The organism is Acetobacter nitrogenifigens DSM 23921 = NBRC 105050 (assembly GCF_000429165.1).
GTDB lineage: Bacteria > Pseudomonadota > Alphaproteobacteria > Acetobacterales > Acetobacteraceae > Acetobacter > Acetobacter nitrogenifigens.
Genome location: NZ_AUBI01000002.1, coordinates 117460 through 136531 on the forward strand (window position 1 = coordinate 117460; position 19072 = coordinate 136531).

The 19072-nt window shown below is 64.0% G+C and carries 22 protein-coding genes; 13 read left to right on the forward strand and 9 right to left on the reverse strand.

Features of this window, described 5'->3' with window-relative positions; genetic code table 11:
• Window positions 1–2: 2 nt before the first annotated feature.
• From lepB to folK, 5 genes are all read right to left on the reverse strand, one after another.
• Window positions 3–797 carry a signal peptidase I gene (gene lepB / locus G442_RS0103415; RefSeq protein WP_026396847.1) on the reverse strand — a complete coding sequence of 265 codons (795 nt, stop codon included), beginning with the start codon at window positions 795–797 and terminating at the stop codon, window positions 3–5.
• Window positions 798–1044: 247 nt separating this feature from the next.
• Window positions 1045–1449 carry a holo-ACP synthase gene (gene acpS, locus G442_RS0103420; RefSeq protein WP_026396848.1) on the reverse strand — a complete coding sequence of 135 codons (405 nt, stop codon included), beginning with the start codon at window positions 1447–1449 and terminating at the stop codon, window positions 1045–1047.
• A gap of 28 nt (window positions 1450–1477) precedes the next feature.
• On the reverse strand, window positions 1478–3778 hold the full coding sequence (locus G442_RS0103425) for a RelA/SpoT family protein (protein WP_026396849.1): 2301 nt from the start codon (window positions 3776–3778) through the stop codon (window positions 1478–1480).
• A gap of 69 nt (window positions 3779–3847) precedes the next feature.
• Window positions 3848–4234 (reverse strand): DNA-directed RNA polymerase subunit omega, encoded by a 387-nt coding sequence (gene rpoZ, locus G442_RS0103430; protein WP_026396850.1) that lies wholly within the window; start codon window positions 4232–4234, stop codon window positions 3848–3850.
• 54 nt (window positions 4235–4288) lie between these two features.
• Window positions 4289–4819, reverse strand: a complete 531-nt coding sequence (folK, locus tag G442_RS0103435) for a 2-amino-4-hydroxy-6-hydroxymethyldihydropteridine diphosphokinase (RefSeq protein ID WP_026396851.1) — start codon at window positions 4817–4819, stop codon at window positions 4289–4291.
• Window positions 4820–4941: 122 nt separating this feature from the next.
• Between folK and G442_RS0103440 the strand changes: the two genes are divergently transcribed.
• Together G442_RS0103440 and G442_RS20720 are read left to right on the forward strand one after the other, a co-directional pair.
• Complete coding sequence (locus tag G442_RS0103440) at window positions 4942–5550, forward strand: LabA-like NYN domain-containing protein (protein ID WP_026396852.1); 609 nt, start codon at window positions 4942–4944, stop codon at window positions 5548–5550.
• 82 nt (window positions 5551–5632) lie between these two features.
• A complete protein-coding gene (locus G442_RS20720; RefSeq protein ID WP_051291883.1) occupies window positions 5633–6307 on the forward strand; it encodes a uracil-DNA glycosylase family protein in 675 nt (224 codons plus the stop codon).
• Between the two features lie 188 nt (window positions 6308–6495).
• Here the strand turns inward: G442_RS20720 and G442_RS0103450 are convergent, their stop codons facing one another.
• The 3 genes from G442_RS0103450 to G442_RS0103460 all read right to left on the reverse strand — a co-directional run bounded on the left by G442_RS0103450 (window position 6496) and on the right by G442_RS0103460 (window position 8177).
• On the reverse strand, window positions 6496–7257 hold the full coding sequence (locus G442_RS0103450) for a DUF2076 domain-containing protein (RefSeq protein ID WP_026396853.1): 762 nt from the start codon (window positions 7255–7257) through the stop codon (window positions 6496–6498).
• Window positions 7258–7403: 146 nt separating this feature from the next.
• Window positions 7404–7886: a kinase inhibitor gene (locus G442_RS0103455; RefSeq protein ID WP_026396854.1), complete on the reverse strand. Its 483-nt coding sequence runs from the start codon at window positions 7884–7886 to the stop codon at window positions 7404–7406.
• Between the two features lie 69 nt (window positions 7887–7955).
• Entirely contained in the window at window positions 7956–8177 is a 222-nt protein-coding gene (locus G442_RS0103460) for a hypothetical protein (RefSeq protein ID WP_026396855.1), read from the reverse strand.
• 354 nt (window positions 8178–8531) lie between these two features.
• On the opposite strand from G442_RS0103460, the gene queA reads away from it, so the two are divergent.
• The 11 genes from queA (at window position 8532) to ung (ending at window position 18653) form a co-directional block, all read left to right on the forward strand.
• Entirely contained in the window at window positions 8532–9587 is a 1056-nt protein-coding gene (gene queA, locus G442_RS0103465) for a tRNA preQ1(34) S-adenosylmethionine ribosyltransferase-isomerase QueA (RefSeq protein WP_026396856.1), read from the forward strand.
• Window positions 9588–9662: 75 nt separating this feature from the next.
• Window positions 9663–10823, forward strand: a complete 1161-nt coding sequence (tgt, locus tag G442_RS0103470) for a tRNA guanosine(34) transglycosylase Tgt (protein ID WP_026396857.1) — start codon at window positions 9663–9665, stop codon at window positions 10821–10823.
• Window positions 10790–11920, forward strand: coding sequence for a tRNA epoxyqueuosine(34) reductase QueG (queG, locus tag G442_RS0103475; protein WP_084440339.1), 1131 nt, complete (start codon window positions 10790–10792; stop codon window positions 11918–11920). Before tgt ends, queG begins: the two co-directional genes overlap by 34 nt.
• Entirely contained in the window at window positions 11917–12228 is a 312-nt protein-coding gene (locus G442_RS24240) for a ribbon-helix-helix domain-containing protein (protein ID WP_084440340.1), read from the forward strand. Before queG ends, G442_RS24240 begins: the two co-directional genes overlap by 4 nt.
• 198 nt (window positions 12229–12426) lie before the next feature.
• Window positions 12427–12606 (forward strand): hypothetical protein, encoded by a 180-nt coding sequence (locus G442_RS0103485; RefSeq protein ID WP_026396859.1) that lies wholly within the window; start codon window positions 12427–12429, stop codon window positions 12604–12606.
• 50 nt (window positions 12607–12656) lie between these two features.
• Entirely contained in the window at window positions 12657–13484 is an 828-nt protein-coding gene (locus G442_RS0103490) for a TerB family tellurite resistance protein (RefSeq protein ID WP_026396860.1), read from the forward strand.
• A gap of 192 nt (window positions 13485–13676) precedes the next feature.
• Window positions 13677–14534, forward strand: a complete 858-nt coding sequence (locus G442_RS0103495) for an MlaA family lipoprotein (RefSeq protein ID WP_084440341.1) — start codon at window positions 13677–13679, stop codon at window positions 14532–14534.
• 29 nt (window positions 14535–14563) lie between these two features.
• Window positions 14564–15190: an MlaC/ttg2D family ABC transporter substrate-binding protein gene (locus G442_RS0103500; protein ID WP_026396862.1), complete on the forward strand. Its 627-nt coding sequence runs from the start codon at window positions 14564–14566 to the stop codon at window positions 15188–15190.
• A 324-nt stretch (window positions 15191–15514) separates the two neighbouring features.
• On the forward strand, window positions 15515–16159 hold the full coding sequence (locus G442_RS0103505) for a glutathione S-transferase family protein (protein ID WP_026396863.1): 645 nt from the start codon (window positions 15515–15517) through the stop codon (window positions 16157–16159).
• 190 nt (window positions 16160–16349) lie between these two features.
• Window positions 16350–17867, forward strand: coding sequence for a complex I subunit 4 family protein (locus G442_RS0103510; RefSeq protein WP_026396864.1), 1518 nt, complete (start codon window positions 16350–16352; stop codon window positions 17865–17867).
• 99 nt (window positions 17868–17966) lie between these two features.
• Complete coding sequence (gene ung, locus G442_RS0103515; protein WP_026396865.1) at window positions 17967–18653, forward strand: uracil-DNA glycosylase; 687 nt, start codon at window positions 17967–17969, stop codon at window positions 18651–18653.
• Window positions 18654–18774: 121 nt separating this feature from the next.
• Here ung and G442_RS24875 read toward each other — a convergent pair whose 3' ends face one another.
• Complete coding sequence (locus G442_RS24875) at window positions 18775–18930, reverse strand: hypothetical protein (protein ID WP_161628326.1); 156 nt, start codon at window positions 18928–18930, stop codon at window positions 18775–18777.
• Window positions 18931–19072 lie beyond the last annotated feature (142 nt).

The window sequence follows — 19072 nt, forward strand, 5'->3', positions numbered from 1 at the left end:
ACTCAGTGAACGCCTTTCAGCAACCTGCTCCAGCGGATCTCGGACGGCCACGCCCAGATCTGCCACCAGGGGTGAGTCATATCGACGGAGAAGAACACCAACTGCGCCCGTCCAACGAGATTCTCTATGGGCACGAACCCCAGATCCTCCGGGTCGTCGCCCATGAAACGGCTGTCGGCGCTGTCGTCGCGATTGTCGCCCATGGCGAAGAAATGACCGGGCGGCACGACGTAGTCCGGCGTGTCGTTCTGCATGCCCTCATCCGTGAGTTTCAGGATCTCGTGCCCCTGGGGCGGCTGAGTCCGGCCGCCGGGCAGAGTCTCCAGGCACAGTTGCCCCTCCATGTGGGTATGGTGTTCGTCGATAGCGGTGTAGTCACCCGCCGGAGGACAGGAAACCTGCTGCCCGTTGAGGAAAAGCAGCCCGCCGCGCACCTGCACATGGTCGCCGGGCAACCCGACGATGCGCTTCACGTAATCGATCGAGTTGTCCTTGGTGAACCGGAACACGGCCACATCGCCACGATGCGGTTCATGGTAGAAAATGCGACCGCTGAAGATGTCCGGCGAAAAAGGGAACGAAAATCGCGAATAGCCGTAGCTGTATTTCGAAACCCAGAGGTAATCGCCGACCTGCAGGGTCGGGATCATGGAGCCGGACGGGATATTGAACGGCTCGAAAAAAAACGTCCGGGCGACAACGACGACCAGAACGATCGTAACGAACGAGCGAGCGGTTTCGATCAGATTCTGAATGAACGAGGGCGAAGTCTGCGCCGTGTCCTGCGTGGAAGCCATATCGTCACTGTACTCCATCGAGAAGGTCTTCCACATCGCCCGCCGCGGCGCCATCGCTCGCGACAGCTTCCGGCGATCGCTCACGATCGACGCGAACCCCAATCGTGACACGTCGTCAACAACGACGACGTCAGCCGGCGGATGAAGCCGCCCACCCCCTTCCCTGTCAAGCGACTCTGTTTCGGGGAGCCTGCCCCGGTGCAATCCCGGACCCGCTTCGTTCGAGGCCCGAAGCCGACGTTGACGATCAGGCCGGCAAGGCTTCGATGATGACCTGAGCCAGTGCGTAGGGCGTATCGTCAGTCATCGTCAGGAAAAGACGCGCCACCATGTCTGGCGGCGTAAGCGCTGCAAGCCGCGCAGCGGCGCCGCCCGTCAGCGCGAGCGTAGGCTGGCCGGAGGGCAGATTGCGTACGCCCATCGTGCTGTGGAACACGCCATTCGAAAATCCGGTCCCGAGCGCCTTGGAGCACGCTTCCTTGGCCGCCCACCGCTTCGCATAGGCGCCGATGCGCGCCTGTCCGCTTCGACGTTCGGCGCGCGCGCGTTCCTGCTCAGTGAACACGCGCTCAAGAAAGCGATCACCGAAACGCTGGATGGAGCGCTCGATGCGCCGCATGTCGCACAGGTCCATGCCCAGTCCGAGAATCATGACTTCGTCCTTCGGCGCAGGTGGACCGTCAGGACCGCGCGCGCTCGACCTGGGAGATGCCCGTCGCGGATCGCAGGCCGCCGATGAGGCCGGAAAGATGCTTCAGATCGCGCACCTCCACGTCCACGAGAATCTCCATGAAATCGAGCTGGCGATTGACGATCTTGAGGTTAACGATCGCGCCGTCCTGTTTGGACACCGCGTTGGTGACGGTGGCGAGCACCTGCGGCTCGTTGGCGGCGATCACCGTGACGCGCCCGACAAACGGCTCCGCACCCTGCCCGCCGTGACCGATGGCCTGATAATCCCAGTCAACGTCAAGGAACCGCTCCGGCGTCGCCGCAAAGGCCTCCAGCGTCTGGCAGTTGACGTTGTGCACCGTCACGCCCTTGCCGTTGGCGACCACTCCGACGATCCGGTCGCCCGGCAGAGGGTGACAGCATCCGGCGAAATGCACGGCGATGCCTGCGCCGAGACCAACCAGCGGCGACCCGGACGTGCGCGGCCTGGTCGGAGCCGTCCGCGCCATGAAGCCCGGCACCATGCGCGGACCTCGCGGCGCGCGGCGCAACTCGGGATAGGCCGCATGCACGACGTCTTTGGGGCCAAGATGGCCGCCGCCGATCGCCACGTACAGGTCCTCGACGGAGGCCTGCTTCAGCTCCTTGAGAACGCTGTCGATAACTTTTTCCGAGCCGTCCACGCCTTCCTGACGGAACGCCTTGGCCAGCGCGGCCTTGCCCGAGTCGATGGACGCCTGTCTCTGCTGCGCCGTGACGTAACGGCGGATACGCGCGCGCGCCTTGCCAGTGACGACAAAGCGCTCCCAGGACGGCGACGGAGCGCCGCCGCGGGCCGTCATGATTTCGACCTGATCGCCGTTCTGCAGTTCGTAACGCAGCGGGACGAGACGGCTGTTGACCTTGGCGCCGACGCAGGTGTCGCCGACCTGGCTATGCACCGCGTAGGCGAAGTCGATCGGCGTCGCGCCGCGCGGCAACGGAATCAGCTGTCCCTTCGGCGTGAAGCAGAAGACCTGATCCTGATAAAGTTCGAGCTTGGTGTTTTCGAGGAATTCGTCCGGCGCAGCGGAGTCTTCCAGAATTTCAAGAAGATCCTGCACCCAGCGCGGACGCTTCATCGCACGCGGGCTCTGCGCTTCCGCGTCAGGCGCGGCGCCTTCGGGAAGCTGCTTGTACGCCCAATGGGCGGCCACGCCGTTCTCCGCGATGTCGTGCATGTCCGCAGTGCGGATCTGCACCTCGATCTTCTGGTTGCGCGGATGCCGCAGCGTGACGCCGGTGTGAAGGCTCTGGTAGCCGTTGGCCTTGGGCGTGGAGATGTAGTCCTTGAAGCGCCCCGCAATCATCGGCAGCGCCGCGTGGATGGCGCCGAGCGCTACGTAGCAGTCCTCGCGGGAATCGACGATGACGCGGAACGCCATGATGTCCGAGAGCTGCTCGAACGCCACGTTGCGTTTCTGCATCTTCTCCCAGATCGAGAAGGGCGATTTCTCGCGCCCCGTCACCTCGACGCGCTCGACCCCGGCTTCCTGACACATACGGGTCAGTTCGCCGCGAACCTCCTCGATCACGTCCGCGCCCTGCCCGCGCAGATAGTTCAGACGCGCGCGGATCGTCGCGTCCGCCTCCGGCTCAAGCTGCGCGAAAGACAGGTTCTGCAACTCGGTCTTGACGCGATCCATACCGATGCGCCCGGCGAGCGGCGCATAGATGTCCATGGTTTCGCGCGCGATGCGCTTGCGACGGTCGTCGCGCTGCACGAAATGCAACGTGCGCATGTTATGCAGACGATCGGCCAGCTTAACGATCAGCACGCGAATGTCGCGCGACATCGCCAGCACGAGCTTGCGGAAATTCTCCGCCTGCTTCGTACGGTCGGACTGCAGTTCGAGACGGGTCAACTTGGTGACGCCGTCCACCAGCTCCGCGATCGTCGACCCGAACTGCTCGCGCAGAGATTCAACCGTGAGGCCGGTGTCTTCGATCGTGTCGTGAAGCAGGGCGGTCGCTATCGACGCGACGTCGAGATGAAATCCCGCGAGAATCAGCGCAACGTCGAGAGGATGCGTGATGTACGGATCGCCGTTGTCGCGAAGCTGCGTCGCATGAGCCGCAGCAGCGACCTCGAACGCCCGCTCGACAAGCCCCAGGTCGGCGTCCGGATTATACTGACGAATGCGCCTGAGAAGCTTCTCAGGCGATATGACCTGACCGTGCGAAGCGGCCAGAAAAGCTCCGGCGGACGCGCTGGAGGGCGAGCCTGCCGAAATGGCGACGTCGGCCGCGCCCTGAGCTTCAGCCGTCATGTCGCGCAACGCCAAGCAGAACGCGCCGCGTCAGGCGCGAGATATAAAAATGGCTGCCTAAAGGCGCGCTCAGCGCCGTCCCCGACCGCCGAGTTCGGCTTCGATGGCGGCTTTGTATTCTTCCGGAGAAAGATCTGTGATCTCTTCTTCGGCGGCGCTCTCCTGCAGACCGAAAATATTCTGGTCTGTCGGGATGAGATCGAGCACCTCCTCGTCGGCGGGCTCCGGCTCCGGCGCACGAGCCAGCGAACGCACCAGATCGCTGCGCAGCCCCTCAAGCGGCACCGTCTCCTCGGCGATCTCGCGCAAGGCCACGACAGGATTCTTGTCGTTGTCCCGATCCAGCGTCAGCTCTTCGCCGCGGGACAGATTACGCGCACGTTGCGCAGCAAGCAGAACGAGGTCGAAGCGGTTCGGCACCTTCTCGACGCAATCCTCAACAGTGACGCGCGCCATTGGCAGCCTCCGCGAAATTCGTTGGAAAAGACCCTATTACCATCCGGCAGGCCGTTAGGGAAGAGCGACGGCGTCGGCAGGCAGCCGCCGGATGGCCTGCGGCTCAAGCCTGTCGATCAACTCCTGCACGGTCGCTCCCAGAATCGGATGCTTCCAGTCCGGCTCCACGTCGCGCAACGGAAGCAGGACGAATGCACGCTCATGCGCGCGCGGATGCGGCAGGACCGGGGAACCGCCGCGCCTGATCTCGCCGCCTGCGTCGATCAGATCCAGATCGAGCGTGCGCGCAGCGTTAAGCTCGCCCCGAACGCGCCCGTAATCAGCCTCTATGGCGTGAAGGCGCTCAAGGAGCGTTTCGGGCGAAAGAAAAGACCTACCAAACGCTACCCCGTTCACGTATGGTGGCTGGCTCGAAGCCGGGATCGCTTCGCTTTCGTACCATGCGGAAACCCGCTCGACCGACAGGCCCGGGATTCCCCGAAGCGCCTGCACGGCGGCCTCGCAGGTCGCCAGAGGCGAAGCTCCCATGACACCTGCTCCCAGCGAACGTGGAAGATTGGCGCCTATAGCGATCAGGACCTGCATGACACCCTACGCGCAAACCGCACTTCGTCCACACCCGCCACAACCACGCTTCCCCCAACACAAGATAACGATAGCTTAACTAGTTTATCGGTAAGATCAGACGCATTCAAGGAAGAGACTGAATGATTATCCGCAATACAGAACGAACGGCATTATTTATCGACGGTTCCAGCCTTTATTCAGCTTCAAGAGGACTGGGATTCGATGTTGATTACCGCAAGATGCTCGAGTTTTTTACATCCCGATGCAATCTTTTGCGCGCTTATTACTACGCAGCCATTCTGGACACGGAAGAATATTCGCCCATCAAGCCGCTGACCGACTGGTTATCGTACAACGGTTACTTTCTTGTTACAAAAACTGCGCGTGAATTCACCGATCACAACGGTCGACGGCGCATCAAGGGCAACATGGACATCGAAATCGCGGTGGACATGATGGAGGCCGCGCCTCGACTCGATCACGCAATCCTCTTCACTGGCGATTCCGATTTCCGCCGCGCTGTGGAGGCCGTGCAGCGAATGGGCGTGCGCGTGTCAGTCGTTTCGTCGATGCGCTCTTCTCCGCCGCTGATCGGGGACGACTTGCGCCGGCAGGCCGACCGGTTTGTCGATCTGGCGGATATCGCCGACGAGTTCACGCGCCGCCCCGCCGAGCCGCGGACGCGCCAAGCCCCGATTCGACACCCGGCCGACCAGCTCAGCGAACCCGACGATCTCGATAGCGAATGATCCGCTTCGAGAACGCGCCCGCATACCGATCGGAGGACTGCCCGAAGTCCGCCGATCGGACGCACAGGGAACGTAAGCCCCGGTGAGCCACACGCTGCTCACCCCCCGGGAGGTCACTGACGCTCCCGACGACGATTGTCAGCTATGTCCCCGGCTGGCGCAGTTACGCAGCGCAAATCGGCGGAACCGTCCTGAAGTTGACCACGCGCCTGTCCGCCCCTGGGGGTCACGAGAAGCCATCGTCCTCATCGTAGGACCAGCGCCCGAGATCACGGAAGACGCACGTCAGGGACGCCCCTTCGGCGACGAAAATGCAGGCGTCATTTTCTGCGAAACGTTAGCCGAGCATGGGCTTGCGACCGGGCACTACGTGCCGGGCGACGTTATCGGCCTACGTTCCGATCAGTGCCGGGTGGTCGGCGCCATTCGATGCGCGCCACCCGCAGCCCTGCCGCAACCTGCGGAAGTTCATGCCTGCAACGCCTTCCTCAAGGCCGAACTGCAGGCAATGCCCAATCTTCGAATCGTGCTGGCTATCGGCGCCCTGGCGCACAACGCCACCATCGCGGCGTGCGGCATGCCGATGTCGCGTCTTGGTTTTCAGCATGGGCGCGTAGCCACCCTGCCGGACGGGCTTATTATCGTCGATTGCAGCCCTCTGTCGGCACATAGCCCAAGAGACGAACTGATCTGTCGCGAAATGTTCAGCGCCATCGTCACGACCGTAGTCGAGGCGCTCGGACGGCAGGGCCTATAGAGGACCCGCCCCCTCAACAAAAAGCCGCCACCCGGATGTTGCGGGCGGCTACGAGCGAAACTCGCGAGCCAGACCGGCCTAAACGTCGCGGAAGGCACGCGTCTCGCTACACGCGCGCACTGACGGCCCGAGCAATCTTGCCCGCCAGCACCCCCCTTCAGAATCCGGGAGCCGCTGGCGGGAAACGATTAAAACGACAGGTCGTCGCCGCCACCGCCCCAATCGCCGCCGCCACCCCAATCACCGCCACCAGCGTCGAAGCCTTGATCGACGGACGTCCCTGCGCCCGAGAACGGGTCGCCTCCAGCGTCAGAGCCGTAATTGTTGTTGATGACCGTCTCTCCAGGAGCGCCCCAGCCACCACCACCGAGGTCTCCGCCGCCGTGATGCCCGCTGAACAGACCCTCAAGCGCGTTCGCCGCCATCATGCCGCCAGCGACGCCCGCCGCCGTCGTCAGGGCCGAACCCAGAAAACCGGAGCCGCGCTGCTGAAACATGCCGGGCTGAAAGCCGGGGGGCATGGGCTGCATCTGCGGCTGCGGCGCGCCGTATCCATAACCGGGCGCAGCCTGACCGCCCCAACCCGGAGGGGGCGCCGCCTGGGCGCGCTGCTGACCGCCGCCGAAAAGGCCGCCGAATATACCGCCGGAGGGTTTCGTCTGGCTCTGGGCCTGTTGCAGGGCCTGCTGGGCCTGCTGCAACTGGAACTGCAGCTCCCTGATGCGATTCTGCGCCTCGACAAGCGCTGCTTCCTGCACCACCGCCATCTGCGTGATGCGGTAACGGGCTTCCGGGTATTGCTCGAGATTTTGAGCAATGAAGCGGTCCGCCTCCGGGTCGATCGGCGGCAGGTTGGGTCGCGTGGCGGGCACGCTGCCGAAACCGGATTGCGGCGCGCCGCCAACGCGCGCGATGAATTTCGAAATCAGGTCGCGTTCTTCGGTGTTCATGCTTCGTGCCCTTTCAGACTACTCGTGCGCGGATATTTTGAGCGCCGGGGAAACCACACGCAAGCGTATGCCGTATCGCTCAAAATTTTAATTTCGTCATAAAACGGCCATGCACGTGTTCGGCGTCAGACCGACGGCCAGCGACCTTATCCGTAAAGGACGGTCAGCGTCGCGGAAGCGAGCCGATGTGCGTTCATGACGAAGCCGACATACGCGGGAGACGCGTCGGCGGGGACGTCCAGAGTCGGCGCGTCCAGCGCCGTTACGGTGAAGACGTAACGGTGAACGCGCCCTAGCGGCGGCGCCGCCCCACCATAACCCGGCGCACCGAAGTCGGTGCGGATCTGCCGCGCGCTCTCGGGCAGGCCGCCTTTACCGGAGCCTGCGCCCTCCGGAAGTGCCGTCACTGTCGCCGGGAGGTCGATGACCACCCAGTGCCACCAACCTGAGCCAGTGGGCGCATCCGGGTCATACGCCGTGATGACGAAGCTTTTGGTTCCTTCCGGCGCCCCGCTCCACGCCAGAGGCGGAGACAGATTGTCGCCCGTCCGCCCCATGCCCGAATAAACCTGCGCCTGCGGCATCACCGCGCCGTTGGTCAGGGTCGCGCTGGTCAGTGTGAAGGTCATTGGATCATACCCCTGTCACGATGGATGGGCTTTCCCGAGAAAGCGCCTGCGTCGAAACGGCCACTCGCTTCACCAGTTGAGGCTGATGAGCCAGAACTCCTCCGAAGTGAGGGTGACTCCCTGTCCGCAGGCAGTGGAATCGGCTGCTGCGCTGGCCAGAGCCGCGATGCGCTCCACCATGATGATTTTGCGCTGATGCGCCTCCGACGCCTCCGTAGAAGTCTTCAGCACGTCGAGCGAAACCTTGGCGGCCTTCGCGACCCGCACGGCGTCGAGCAAAGCATAGGACATGGGCAGGTTCCTTAAAGCCATGGCGCGACCATCAGGGTCGCGCGCGTTGGGCAGAAAATGGCGTTCCTGACCGGTAGCATCAACCCCGCCATGACAAGGAGACGCGCGGAACCATACTCTACTCAAGAATACGTCCTCCGCGCGCCCCCCGTAAAGGCTGCCCAAAGCCGCAAGCATCAGCGGGAATGTATAACGGAGTGACCGCATGAAACGCGGCTGACATCCCTCACCCAAGGCTGCGCCTTGCGACGCAGCGCACTCCCCGGCAATCGCAGCCACCCGTATTTAGCGGGAGGCGCACAAGCCAACGCAACGCTGGCGCCGGAGGTCGATTCCCCTTAAACGCTGCGGCCCATGACCGACCGCACAGCAGATTACGATTTCGACCTGCCTCAGGAGTCGATCGCGCAAAGCCCGGCGCGACCGAGGGACAGCGCGCGGCTGCTGGACGTGGCGGAAGCGGGCCTCATCGACCGTACGATGCGCGAGTTTCCAGATCTGCTGCGGCCGGGCGATCTGCTCGTGGCCAACGACACGGCCGTTATCCGCGCCCAGCTTCACGCATTGCGCGGCGAGGCGAAGATCGGCGTGACGCTCGATCGCATCCTGCCGGACGGAAGCTGGCACGCGCTGATCCGCAATGCGCGGCGCCTGCGCGTGGGCGACAGGCTGACGTTCCCCGGCGCACGGGCCGAAGATGTCGCGGACGTGCTGGAACTGGAAGACGGCGGCGGCGCGACCCTGCGTTTCAGCGCCGAGGGAGACGCGTTCGACGCGTTCCTTCAGGCCGCCGGGGCACTGGCGCTTCCCCCGTATATCCACCGTCCCGCCGGACCGACATCCGAGGACGAGCGGGACTACACGACGATTTTCTCCGCCCACAAGGGCGCGGTCGCGGCCCCGACCGCAGGGCTGCACTTCACGCCGGACCTGCTGCAACGCATCGACGCGGCGGGGATCGAGCGTCGAACTCTTACGCTGCATGTCGGCGCAGGCACGTTCCTACCGGTGCGCGCCGAAACGCTGACGGGCCACAAGATGCACGCCGAACGCGGCGTCGTGACGGCGGAAACGGCGGACGCGATCAACGCCGCGCGCGCCCGTGGCGGGCGGGTCGTCGCTGTCGGCACCACGACGCTGCGGCTTCTGGAAAGCGCCGTGGACGAGCAGGGCGTGGTGCGCCCCTTCGACGGGGAGACCTCGATCTTCATCACGCCCGGCTTCACGTTCCGGGCGGTGGACATGCTGCTCACCAATTTCCACCTGCCCCGTTCGACGCTGTTCATGCTTGTCAGCGCCTTCGCCGGGACCGCCCGCATGCGCGGGGCCTATGCGCACGCGGTGCGGGAAGGCTACCGTTTCTATTCCTATGGCGACGCGTGCCTTCTGCGACGCGAGGACAACCAATGATTGGCGACCGATGACCAAGCCGCCGACCCGCATGACAGCCCCATCCCGTCCTGAACGCGCTGCTGGGAGGCGCGCATGACCGCTTTCAACTGGCGGTGCGAGGCGGTTGACGGTCGCGCTCGCGCAGGCGTTCTCGAAACCGCTCACGGTCCGGTGGCGACGCCGACCTTCATGCCCGTCGGCACGGTGGGCACGGTGAAGGCGATGACCATGGACGCCGTGCGCTCCACGGGCGCGGGGATCGTGCTTGGCAACACCTATCACCTGATGCTGCGGCCGGGCGCCGAGCGGGTCCGCGCCCTGGGCGGACTGCACCGGATGATGGACTGGCCGGGTCCGATCCTGACCGATTCGGGCGGGTTTCAGGTCATGTCGCTTGGCGCGCTGCGCAAGCTCGATCAGGACGGAGTGACGTTCCAGTCGCATATCGACGGCTCGAAGCACCGGCTCGACCCGGAGCGGTCGACGGCGATCCAGCATGCGCTCGACGCGACCATCACCATGTGTTTCGACGAGTGCCCCGCCCTGCCCGCCCAGGCCGACGCCATCGCCGCTTCGATGCGCCTGTCGATGCGCTGGGCGGCCCGGTCGCGTGAGGCGTTCGTGCAGCGTGAGGGCTACGGGCAGTTCGGCATCGTGCAGGGCGGCGTCGAGCCGGAGCTGCGCGCCGAAAGCGCCAAGGCGCTCTGCGATATCGGGTTCGAAGGCTACGCGATCGGCGGTCTGGCCGTCGGCGAGGGACAGGAGTTGATGTTCGCGACACTGGACGTCACGACGCCGCTGCTGCCGGGCGACAAGCCACGTTATCTGATGGGCGTCGGCACGCCGGACGATCTTCTTGGCGGCGTCGAGCGCGGCGTGGACATGTTCGACTGCGTCATGCCGACCCGCGCCGGACGCACGGCCCGCGCGTACACCGAACGCGGCACGCTGAACCTGCGCAACGCCCGCTTCGCCACCGACGCGCGGCCGATCTCGCCGGATTGCGACTGCCTCGCCTGCTCGCGGCACTCGCGCGCCTATCTGCATCACCTGTTTCGCGCCGACGAGATTCTCGGACCGATGCTGCTGACCTGGCACAACCTCGCTTATTACCAGCGTATGATGCGCGGCCTTCGTACGGCGATCGTCGCGGGCGACCTCGCAGCGCACGGCGCGGCCCTGCGCGCGGCGTGGGCGCAGGGCGACTGGACGGAGGAGGAATGGCCGCAGCCTTCGATCCCGCCGGTTTCCTGAGCGCAGACGCCAAAGGACCAGCCCTCATTGGGCGCGACGCTCGCGCGGCCGCTCTGGCGGACCGTCTGCGCGACAAGGCTTTCGCGCTGGGTTTCGACGCGTTCGGCATATGCGACACAGCTCTGGGGGGCGAAGCGCGGGAGCGGTTGCGCGCCTTTCTCGAGGCCGGACGCCACGGCGCGATGACGTGGATGACCGAGCGGACGGAAGCGCGGTCGCATCCGAACGGATTATGGCCCGAGGCGCGAAGCGTCGTGGCGCTCGGCCTGAATTACGGCCCGGATGGCGACGCCCTCGCCACTCTGGATCGTCCTGATCGCGGCAACATCTCCGTTTACGCCCGCAACCGGGATTATCACGACATCATCAAGGGGCTTCTCAAGCACCTGGCGCAGTTCTTGGTCGCCGAGGCCCGCAGGCGCAACCTTCCTGCCGAGGTCAAGGTGTTCGTCGACACGGCGCCCGTGCCGGAAAAACCTCTGGCGGAACGGGCGGGACTCGGGTGGCAGGGCAAGCACACCAATCTGGTGTCGCGCACGCATGGAAGCTGGTTGCTGCTGGGAGAAATTTACACGACGCTGGACCTGCCGCCGTCGTCGCTCTCGGGCGGACGATGCGGCAGTTGCACGCGATGCCTCGCGACCTGCCCAACCGACGCGTTCCCCGCGCCATATCAACTGGATGCGCGACGATGCGTGTCCTACCTCACCATCGAACACCCGGGGCCGATTCCGCATGAATTCCGCGAGGCGATGGGCAACCGGGTTTACGGCTGCGACGATTGCCTCGCCGTCTGTCCGTGGAACCGGTTCGCCTCGGCGTCGCGTCAGGCGAAGCTTCAGGCCCGCGAGGATCTGACGGCGCCACGCCTCGCAGCACTCGCGGCTCTGGACGACACGGAGTTCAGGACGCTGTTTTCAGGATCTCCCATCAAGCGAATCGGGCGAAACCGCTTTGTCCGCAACGTCATGATCGCAATCGGCAATTCGAATGAGGCCTCTCTCCTGCCGACGGCGCAGGCGCGATGCGACGATGGTGATCCCGTCGTGGCCGAGGCCGCGCGCTGGGCCTGCGAGCGGCTGGAGGGGCCTGGATGAGCCGCCATCTTGTAAAGCGAAGCCTGGTTCTTTCGGGACATGGCACCAGCGTGGCTCTGGAGCCCGAGTTCTGGCGGGCGCTGGACGCCATTGCGGCGGCAGGAAATCTCGCGATTTCCCAGGTCGTGGAAACGATCGACGCCACGCGCGACCCACAGCGACCTTTGGCGTCGGCCTTGCGGGTCGCTGCGCTGCATCACGCGTCCGGCGAAGGCGGAGCGATCTGGAGACAGATTACAGTGGGAGCGCCATCGGCCGACGCTCCTGATGCGGCGGTGGATGGCGCTCCGGATCGGGCTGACGCGTGATCGATACGTGCAAGGCAGCCCGATCTTTCGTGCCCCCAACTGGGGGCGTCACCGCTGGCGATACGAAATCTGACTAACCAAATGACAATGTCCGCACGTTTTTCTGAGGTTATTAACCTGTCAGAAACATCACGCCCTCTAGCGTCGAAAGGACCGCGGGCAAGCGCTGCGCCGCCCCCAAGCCCATGCAGGACCCCCATGGCCGCCAACGTCCTTCGTCTCCCGCACTGCCCGCAGACCAGCCCCCTGCTCATCTCCCATTCGTTGCTGCAAATGGCCGACGTGGTCTGGGAGGCCGGGATGACCAGCATCGCCAACGAGTTGATCGCTCTGGCGCATTCGGCGTTTGACCGGGCGCCGGATCTGACGACGAGTTGACGCCGACGTGGCCCCTTGGGAGCGTCGCTTTCCGGTGCTAGGCTTTTCACATGGCGATATGGGGCAAACTGTTTGGCGGAGTGGCCGGGTTCGCAGTCGGCGGTCCTATGGGCGCCGTCGTCGGCGCGGCGCTTGGGCATGCGGCCGACAATGGCGCGATCCTCCAACCACCGGGAACCGGATGGAGCGACAATTGGGGCGCTCGCATAGCCCCGGATCCCAACGGGGCGGCGACGTTTGTGGCGGCGAAGGTCGCGTCGGTGGCAGGGCGCAAGGATCAGCTCTACGCCCTGTGCACGGTGATTCTGTCCGCCAAGGTCGCCAAGTGCGACGCCCCCGTTAACCGCGCGGAGATTGACGCCTTCAAGAGCCGTTTCCGCGCTCCGCCCGAGAGCATGACGGAAATTGGCCGCCTGTTCGATATGGCGCGGCAGAGGACGGACGATTACGAATATTTCGCCCGCGAACTGGGGCACGCCTTCCAGAACGACAAGGCGCAGCTTGAGGATCTTCTGGCGGCGCTTTTCACGATCGCGCGTGCGGACGCCCGCAAGGGAGAGCCGCTGCACCCGGCGGAGCTGCGTTTTCTGACCCGAACGCATCAGGCGTTCGGCCTTGGCCGCGGCGCATGGGACCGGGCGGAAAACGGGCGCTCGCGCCCCGTGTTGGGTGAAGACGACGCCTATACGATTCTTGGCGTATCAGTCGAGGCCACAGACGACGAAGTCCGCACGACCTGGCGTCAGCTCGTTCGCACCCATCACCCGGACGTTCTTTCAGCCCGCAACGCTTCCCCCAAGGAGATGGAGGTCGCGGCGGCGACAATCGCGCGGATCAATGCCGCGTGGGACGTGGTGAAACGTGAACGCGGCCTATAAGGGGAGCGGCGCGTTATGTCTGCGCCGCGCATCGTCAAGACGGGTCGTGACGGGGCCGCAAGATTGCATCACCGACGCGACATGCTAGAGAGTGGCGACGTCCGGAGGTCTTGACGCGTTGTAACGGCGCTTTCCCGCCCTGCCCATTCGGCTGTGCAGGGAGACGCGGGCAGCATTGGGGAAGTCTTAGGTATGAGTTCAGAAACAGGCGATCAGCAGCGGACCCTTCACTCGCAGACGCGCCGGCTTCTGAGCGATGGCCCCACACACACGAACCGGCGCACTGGTTCGACAGGGCGAATCGGTTCCCTGCTCGTCGCCACGCTGACCCTCGCCGGATGCGGGTCTCTGACCACGCCCAAACCGAAGGACCCGGAGGCGCTCGCGGAATACAATGAGGCGAACGACAAGTTCGAACCAATGAACCGTAAGATGTACAACCTGTCGATGACCGTCGACAAATACACGCTCAAGCCGGTCGCCAAAGCTTATGTCTGGGCCGTGCCGCGTCCCGTGCGCTCGTCGCTGGCCAACATGGCGCAGACGATGAACGAGCCCGTCGTGTTCTTCAACGACGTCGGCGCGGGCAAGCCTCGTCGCGCGGGCGACGCGTTCGTACGCTGGTGCATCAACATGACGGCAGGCGTCGGCGGGTTGATCGACGTGGCGAAATACGCGGGTTACCCGCATCATGATAACGACGCCGGCCTTACGCTTGCGACGTGGGGCGTGCCGTCCGGCCCCTATCTGTTCCTGCCCATGATGGGCCCGTCCTCCGTGCGCGACGGCATCGGCTATGGTATCGACACAGGCCTGATGCCGCTGAACTACGTTCCGCGCGGGTATGGCCTGCTGACCTTCAACTGGGCTTACAACATCGTCAACACCATCAACTCCCGCGCAGATCGTATCGACGATCTGGACAATCTGGAGAAAGATGCGCTTGACCCCTACGCCACGATCCGAAGCGCTTACCAGCAGCAGCGGAAAGCGTTGGCGGACTCGATCAAGAACGATCATCGGGCGACTGTGCCTGATTGGTACAACTGAACCGATGCAATAAAAAAGGGCAGACCAGAATGATCATCAGCCTTGGCCGTCGGCGTCTGTTTAGCGCTCTTGCAGCGCTTGCGCTCGGCGTCACGTTTTCCCGACCCGCCGCAGCCGCCGAAAAACCTGCAGACTTCGTGCGTCAGCTCGGCTCCCAGCTTGTCGCCATCGTCAACAGCAATCTGTCGCCCGCAGAGAAGAAGCAGAAAGTCCTGCCGCTGCTGCAGCAGGACGTCGACGTCGATGCGATCGCCCGTTTCTGCCTCGGGCGTTACTGGAATGTGGCCACCGACGCGCAGAAGACGCGCTATCTCGGACTGTTCCATCAGGTCCTGGTCAACGCCATCACCGACAAGCTGGGCGATTATCGCGGCGTGAGCTTCACCATCGGCGCCACGTCCCCCGTCGGCGAAGACAAGGCGGTCGACGCCATCCTGATGCGGCCCGGACAGCCTGACGCGAACATGCAGTGGGTCGTCAGCTCGGCCTCAGGCGCACCGAAAGTCGTTGACGTAGTCGGCGAAGGCGCCAGCCTGCGTCTGACGCAGCGTCAGGACTATGCGTCCTACATCTCCCGCTCCGGCGGCACTGTCGAAGCGCTGCTGAACGCCCTGCAGCGTCAGATCGACAAACACAACACCGTGGCGGGGCACTGATCCCACTACCCAGGTTGAGTAAACCTCGGCCGTTTCTGAAAAAGCCGTCGCGTGACAACACGCGGCGGCTTTTTTTACGCCCCACGCCTCCTGTCATGCATGTCATGTCGAAACCACTTGCTTCCGTAACGACCGAACACTCCCCACCGGGGTAATCACTCCTTCGATCCCTCTCCACACACGGGCCACGAGAGACGGCGCCCTCCCCGACCGATAAGCCTCGCGCGGCAGAAAGCGCGGAGCGGGATGCGTACAACCCCCTTCATTGTTTTCCCTGGCCCACGCTGCAGGTAACGTCGCGGACTGAACAGAGGACGAAACACGATGCTGACGATCTGGGGACGGAGCAATTCCTCCAATGTGCAGGCTGTGATGTGGTGCGTGGGCGAACTCGGGTTGCCCCATGTGCGCCACGACGCAGGACATCGATACGGCGGCCTCGACACGCCCGGGTTTCTAGCGATGAACCCCAACGGAACGATACCCGTGTTGCGCGACGGCGACGACGAACCGCTTTGGGAGACCGGCGCCATTCTGCGCTATCTGGCGTCACGTTATAGCGCTGCGCCGTTCTGGCCCGCCGACGTCGCCGCGCGGGCGCATGTGGATAAATGGGCGGAATGGGCGAAGATCAACGTCGCGATGAATTTCACCTCAGCGATTTTCTGGCCCGTGGTCAGAAAATCGCCCAAGGACCGGGACCCGGCTGCAATCGCACGCGCCATTGCTGTGCTGGATCGTTTTCTGTCAATCGCCGACGCACGTCTGTCGCGCCACGCCTGTCTGGCGGGCGATGACTTTACGCTCGCCGACATCCAGTTCGGACATACGCTGTTCCGCTACTACGACATCGCCATTTCACGCGCCGAGCGACCCGCTTTGCGCCGCTATTACGACGCACTCGTCGCCCGGCCCGCGTTCCGGGAACACGTCATGGTCTCTTACGATGAACTCAGGGCCGTCGGGTAGGAGCCGTCGGTTCAGCGCCCCGCCCCGCCCCGCCCCGCCGTCGTTCTCATGCCGGATCATACGATACGCAAGCGACCACATACGCGTGATTGAAATGGCTGCTCGGCGCAACGTTACCGGCTGACGGGTGGTCGGGGGGAATAACGGGCGCTAAGGTTCCCGCCACCTAGTACCGGACTGTGAGCGCGCCGTGCATCCGAGCCTTCTCTCTCTTGTCACCTATCTCCCTCTGGCTGGCGCACTCGCCATCCTCCTGACGCGCAACGCGGGGGAAGCGGCGGACCGCGCCGCGCGGTGGATCGCCCTGTGGACCAGTCTGCTGGTTCTGGCGTTGAGCGTGGTGATCTGGAGCGAGTTCGACCCGCTACAGGCAGGTCCCCAGTTCGAGCAGCAACTGATGTGGATGCCCAGTTTCGGCGTGTCCTATCATGCGGGCCTGGACGGAATCAGCCTCGTCTTCGTTCTGTTGACGGCGTTCCTCACGCCGCTGTCCATCGGCGCCGCGTGGCGCTCGGTCAACGGCCGCGCGTGCGACTTCATGGCGGCGATGCTGCTGCTGGAGACGGCGTTGATGGGCCTGTTTTCGGCGCTCGATCTGGTGCTGTTCTATGTGTTCTATGAAGCGACGCTGATCCCGGCCAGCCTGATGATCGGCGTCTGGGGCGGACCCAAGCGCATCTGGGCGTCGCTGCAGTTCTTCCTGTTCACGTTCGGCGGCTCGCTGTTCATGCTGGTGGCGCTGGTCGCCATGTGGAGCGCGGCCGGAACCACCGACATTCCGTTTCTGGCGCAGACGCATTTCTCTCCGGAGATGCAGTGCTGGCTGCTGATGGGCTTCGTGCTCGCCTTCGGCGTGAAGCTGCCGCTGTTCCCGCTGCACGCCTGGCTGCCCGACGCCTATACCGAGGCGCCGACGGCTGCGTCCGCCATGTTGTCGGGCGTGCTGTCCAAGACGGGCGCCTACGGCCTGCTGCGGTTTGGCGTTCTGATGTTCCCCGATGCGGTGCATCGTTTCGCGCCGTATATCCTGCCGCTGGGCGTCATCGCGATCGTCTACGCAGCCTTCGTCGCCTTCGCACAGAAGGACGCCAAGCGGGTCATCGCGTATTCCTCCTTCTCTCACATGGGCATGATCGCGGTCGGTCTGTTCACCCTCAATCCGGAGGGCGTGGACGGCGCGATCTATCAGATGCTGTCCCACGGCGTGGTCATCGCCGCCCTGTTCTTCTGCGTCGCCGCCATCGCATGGCGCGCCGAGACGCGCGACATGTCGGCTCTTGGCGGCGTGGCCATGCGGATGCCTGCGCTGGCGACGCTCGCCATGCTGTTCACGATGGCCAACGTCGGCCTTCCGGGCACCGGCTCTTTCGTCGGCGAATTACTGATTCTGATGGGCGCCGTGCATGTCTCCCTGTGGCTTGCGCTGCTGGCGGGAACGACGATGATCATGGGCGCGGTCTACATGCTCGTCCTGTATCGCGAAGTGCTGTTCGGGCACGTGCGCGGCGCGGTAGGGCTGCTGCGCGACCTGACGGCTGCCGAAATCGCCGTGCTGGCGCCGCTGGCGATCGTCACGCTGTGGATGGGCGTGCACCCCGGTTCGTTCACGCGGCTGTTCGATCCGGCTATCACACACATGCTGTCGTCCGATGGCGGCCCGGCGACGGCCTCCGCGGCGCACGCCTCGGTGGAACTGGCGGCGCGCTGAGCGGGGTCTTCGCCCCCGACCTTCGGGCTCACGAACAGAGCGTGTTACTCTCCCCCGTCGCGGTTCGCCCGCGGCGGGTTTTTTTATCGAGAGGCAGGCATGAACGACGTGACGGACGTTAAACTCGACGAGCGGTGGAAGACCGCTCTGAAGGATGAGTTCGAAGCGCCTTACATGGCGGCGTTGAAGAGCTTTCTTCTTGAAGAAAAACGTCTCGGGAAAGCGATTTTCCCCAAAGGCTCCGAGTATTTCCGTGCGCTGGATCTGACGCCGCTTGGATCAGTGAAGGTCGTCATTCTCGGTCAGGACCCCTATCACGGCGAAGGTCAGGCGCATGGGCTGTGTTTCTCGGTCCGCGAGGGCGTGCGTGTGCCGCCGTCGCTGGTCAATATCTATAAGGAAATGAACACGGACCTCGGCATTCCGCCCGCGCGACACGGCAATCTGGAGAATTGGGCGCGACAGGGCGTCCTGCTTCTCAACAGCGTGCTGACCGTCGAGCAGGCGCGCGCGGCGTCGCATCAGGGCAAAGGATGGGAGAAGTTCACAGACGCAGTGATCGCGCGGGTGAACGAGCAGGAGCAGCCTGCGGTGTTCATCCTGTGGGGCGCGTATGCGCAGCGAAAGGCGGCGTTTGTCGACGCCACAAAGCATCTGGTTCTCAAGGCGCCCCACCCGTCGCCGCTGTCCGCACATAACGGGTTCTTTGGCGGTCGGTATTTTTCGAAGGCGAACGCATTTCTTGAAGAGCATGGAATCGCGCCGGTGAACTGGGCTCTGGGATAAGGGGCCGGTCGGGCCAGGACATGCGTCCTGAAGCGCCGAGCAGGACTCCTGTTTCGACGCGCGATGGAAGGAAATGAACTGCCGCCGTTGGTTTTTCCGCCTTCCCTAAGGAAACGCGCGGTCAGGTCGGGAATTGCCGAACGATCATCTTCGATGAGCCGCGCCGCAGGGGCGACAACGCCTGCGGTCCGTTCGCCTGCGGGATCGTAACGTTAAAGTCGCACTGAGATGAAATACGCATGATGGCCGTATGTTTCGCCACGCTACGTCCCGCCATGTTCCACAGATCGCACGAAGGCAGAAAAACAACCGACCCGGCAATGAAGAGTAACCTGTCTTGTGAATTTTTCTGTCTCATCGACGGCACATCATAACGCCCGACACAAGATCGTTTTCACAGCGGAGAGAACTGAGGACAC